Origin of the sequence: Micromonospora chalcea, assembly GCF_002926165.1 — a bacterium.
In the GTDB taxonomy this organism is placed as follows: Bacteria; Actinomycetota; Actinomycetes; order Mycobacteriales; family Micromonosporaceae; genus Micromonospora; species Micromonospora chalcea.
Map to the genome: position 1 here is coordinate 1 of NZ_MAGP01000064.1, position 3,947 is coordinate 3,947.

Genomic DNA, 3,947 nt, shown 5'->3' on the forward strand with positions numbered 1-3,947 from the left:
GCCGTGGGCTGAGGCGGGTATGGCGGTGGGGGTGGCGGGGGAGCAGTTGAGTCGGCGTGGTTTGCCGGGGATGGCTCCGGAGTTGGCGGTGGCGGCGTTGCAGCGGGCGTTGGATGGTGGTGAGGGGCAGGTGGTGGTGGCGGATGTGCGGTGGGATCGGTTTGTGCCGTCGTTCACGGCGTTGCGTCCGTCCCGGTTGTTCACCGACATCCCCGAAGCACAGGCGGCGATCGAGGCGGCGTCCCGAGCCGAGACCGGCCCCACCGACCGGGCCTCCGCACTGCGCGAGCGGCTCGCGGCCCTGACGCCGCCGGAGGTCGAGGCGTCCCTCCTGGACCTCGTACGCTCCCAGGTCGCCACGGTGCTCGGCCACGCCACCGTGGAGGCGGTGCGGCCGGACCGGGCGTTCCAGCGCCTCGGCTTCGACTCGCTCACCGCAGTCGAGCTACGCAACCGGCTGACCGCCGAAACCGGCCTCGCGTTGCCCTCCACCCTCGTCTTCGACCACCCGACGCCGGCCGCCCTGGTCGCCTTCATCCGGGAGACCGTGCTCGGAGCATCGGGCGACGCGCCGGCCGACCGCAGGGTCGCCACCGTCGACGACGACCCGATCGTGATCGTCGGCATGGGCTGCCGCCTCCCGGGTGGCGTCGCGTCCCCGGAAGAACTGTGGCAACTGCTCGCCACCGGACGCGACGGCATCTCCGAGTTCCCCCTCGACCGGGGCTGGGACAGCTTCCTCAGCAGCGGCCTGTCCGACACGTCCTTTGCCCGCAGGGGCGGCTTCGTCTACGACGCCGGCGAGTTCGACGCCGAGTTCTTCGGCATCTCGCCGCGGGAGGCGCTCGCCATGGACCCGCAGCAGCGGCTGCTGCTGGAGACCTCGTGGGAGGCAGTCGAGTCGGCGGGCATCGACCCGACCACCCTGCGGGGCGGCGCGGTCGGCGTCTTCGCCGGGGCCAGCTTCCAGGGGTACGCCAGCGGGTCGGTCGGTCGGGCCCAGGAGGTCGGCGGCCACCTGCTCACCGGCAACGCGACAAGCGTGTTGTCGGGCCGGGTGGCGTACTCGTTCGGTTTCGAGGGGCCGGCGGTGACTGTGGACACGGCGTGTTCGTCGTCGCTTGTGGCGTTGCATCTGGCGGCGCAGGCGCTGCGGTCCGGCGAGTGCGACCTCGCCCTGGCCGGCGGCGTCACCGTGATGGCTTCACCGGGCACGTTCGCCGAGTTCTCGATCCAGGGCGGCCTGTCCGCCGACGGCCGCTGCAAGTCGTTCTCGGACGCCGCGGACGGCACGGGTTGGTCCGAGGGTGTCGGTGTGCTGGTGGTGCAGCGGTTGTCGGATGCGCGGCGTGACGGGCGTCGGGTTCTGGCGGTGGTGCGGGGTTCGGCGGTGAACCAGGATGGTGCGTCGAATGGTTTGACGGCGCCGAATGGTCCGTCGCAGCAGCGGGTGATCCGGCAGGCGCTGGCGAGTGCGGGTTTGTCGGCGGCTGATGTGGATGTGGTGGAGGCGCATGGTACGGGTACGTCGTTGGGTGATCCGATCGAGGCGCAGGCGTTGTTGGCGACGTATGGGCAGGGTCGGGATGTGCCGTTGTTGTTGGGGTCGGTGAAGTCGAACATCGGTCACACGCAGGCGGCTGCGGGGGTGGCGGGGATCATCAAGATGGTCTTGGCGATGCGGTACGGGACCGTGCCGGCGACGCTGCACGTGGATGTGCCCTCGTCGCATGTGGACTGGTCGTCGGGTGCGGTCGAGTTGGTGACGGCCTCGCGTGAGTGGCCGGGTGCGGGCCGCGCACGCAGGGCTGCCGTGTCGTCGTTCGGGATCTCCGGCACGAACGCGCACGTGATCATCGAACAGGCGGAGCCGGAGCACGCCGCGGCGTCTGCCGTGCCCGTCGGGGTGCCGGTGCCGTGGGTGCTGTCGGGTCGTTCGGAGCGGGGTCTGTCGGGTCAGGCCGGGCGGTTGGCGTCGTTCGTGCGGGGTCGGTCTGACCTGTCGGTGGCTGATGTGTCGTGGTCGTTGGCGACGACTCGGGCTGCGTTGGAGCATCGCGCGGTGGTGTGGGGCTCGGACGTGGACGAGCTGGTGGCCGGGCTGTCGGCTGTTGCCGAGGGCCGGTCTGCGGGTGTGGTGTCGGCGGGTCGTCGGGCGGTGTTGTTCACCGGTCAGGGTTCGCAGCGTGTGGGTATGGGCCGGGAGTTGTACGAGGCGTTCCCGGTGTTCGCGGCGTCGTTCGACGAAGTGTGCGCGGAGATTGATCCGCGTCTGCCGCGTGCGTTGCGCGAGGTGGTGTTCGCGGAGCCGGGTTCGGAGGCTGCGGCTCTGGTGGATCAGACCGTGTTCGCGCAGGCGGGGTTGTTCGCGGTCGAGGTGGCGTTGTGGGAGTTGCTCGCGTCGTGGGGTGTGCGGGCTGATTTCCTGGCGGGTCATTCGATCGGTGAGGTGACGGCCGCGTACGTGTCGGGGATGTTGTCCCTGAGGGACGCGTGCACGTTGGTGGCGGCGCGGGGTCGGTTGATGCAGGCTCTGCCGTCGGGTGGGGTGATGGCGGCGGTGGGTGCGTCGGAGGAGGCTGTCGCCGAGCTGATCGCGTCGTCGGGTGCGGGTGTGGATGTGGCGGCGGTGAACGGTCCGGCGTCGGTGGTGGTGTCGGGTGCCGCCGGTGAGGTGGCTTCGGTGGTGGCGGCCTGCCGTGAGCGGGGTTGGCGGGTCAAGGAACTGGCGGTCAGTCACGCCTTCCATTCGCGGTTGATGGATCCGATGCTGGACGAGTTCGCGTCGGTGGTGGCGGGGCTCGACTGGCAACCGCCGCGGATCCCGATCGTGTCGAACGTGACCGGCGCGGTCGCGGACGCCGCAGAGATCACCGAGCCCGGCTACTGGGTGCGGCACGTGCGGCAGCCGGTGCGCTTCGCCGACGGGGTGGCGGCGTTGCGGGCACAGGGGGTGGACACCTTCCTGGAGATCGGCCCGGACGCGGTCCTCACCGCCATGGCCGCCGAGGCGGACACCGCCGACGACGTGCGGTACGTCGCCACGCTGCGCCGCAGCCAGCCCGACGTCACCACCCTCACCAGCACCGCCGGGCAGCTCTGGGCCGCCGGCGTGGCCGTCGACTGGGCGGCGTACCTCGGCCAGACCGGCACCCGGCCGCGCGCGGTGGAACTGCCCACCTACGCCTTCGACAGGCAGCGCTACTGGCTGGAGGACCCCCAGCCCGGCTCGGCTCCGGAGCGGGCCGACGCCCCGTCCGACGAGCAGTTCTGGGCGGCGGTCGAGTCCGGGGACCTCGGCGTGCTGGGCGAGGATCTCGCCGTGGGCGCGGACGAGCCGTCCACGGCGCTGCTGCCCAAGCTCGCCCGGTGGCGGCGGGCGACGCAGCAGCGGGCGGTCGTCGACTCCTGGCGGTACCGGGCGACGTGGCGTACGGCCGCCGTGCCGGACTCCGCGACGTTGGCGGGAACCTGGCTGCTGCTGATGGCGCCCGGGCAGGAGGACCACCCGGTGGCCGCGGCGCTGGCTGCCCGGGCCGACCGGGCGGTCCCGGTGCTGATCCCGGCCGGCGCCGACCGCGACCGGGTGGCGCGGCTGCTGCTGGAGGCGATGAGCTCCGACGCCCGGGACGCCCACGTGGTGTCCCTGCTGTCGCTGGCCGAGCCGCGGGAGGCGTCCCCGGTTCCGGCCGCCGCCGAGGTGTCGACGGCGCTGGCTGTGGTGCAGGCGCTGACCGACGTCGGTGGGTCGGGCCGGTTGTGGTGGCTGACGCGGGGGGCGGTGTCGGTCGGCGACTCGGACGAGCTGGCGGATGTCGCGGGTTCTGCGGTGTGGGGTTTGGGTCGGGTGGTGGGTTTGGAGGTGCCGTTGCGGTGGGGTGGTTTGGTGGATTTGCCGGGTGTGTTGGGTGGTGGTGTGTGGGGTTGGTTGTGTGGGGTGTTGTTGT

Annotated in this window: 1 protein-coding gene; it reads left to right on the forward strand. The window is 71.9% G+C overall.

The window, feature by feature from the left end:
• Nucleotides 1-70 precede the first annotated feature (70 nt).
• A partial coding sequence (locus BAW75_RS06935; protein ID WP_167435527.1) for a type I polyketide synthase occupies nucleotides 71-3,947 on the forward strand: 3,877 nt, incomplete at its 3' end.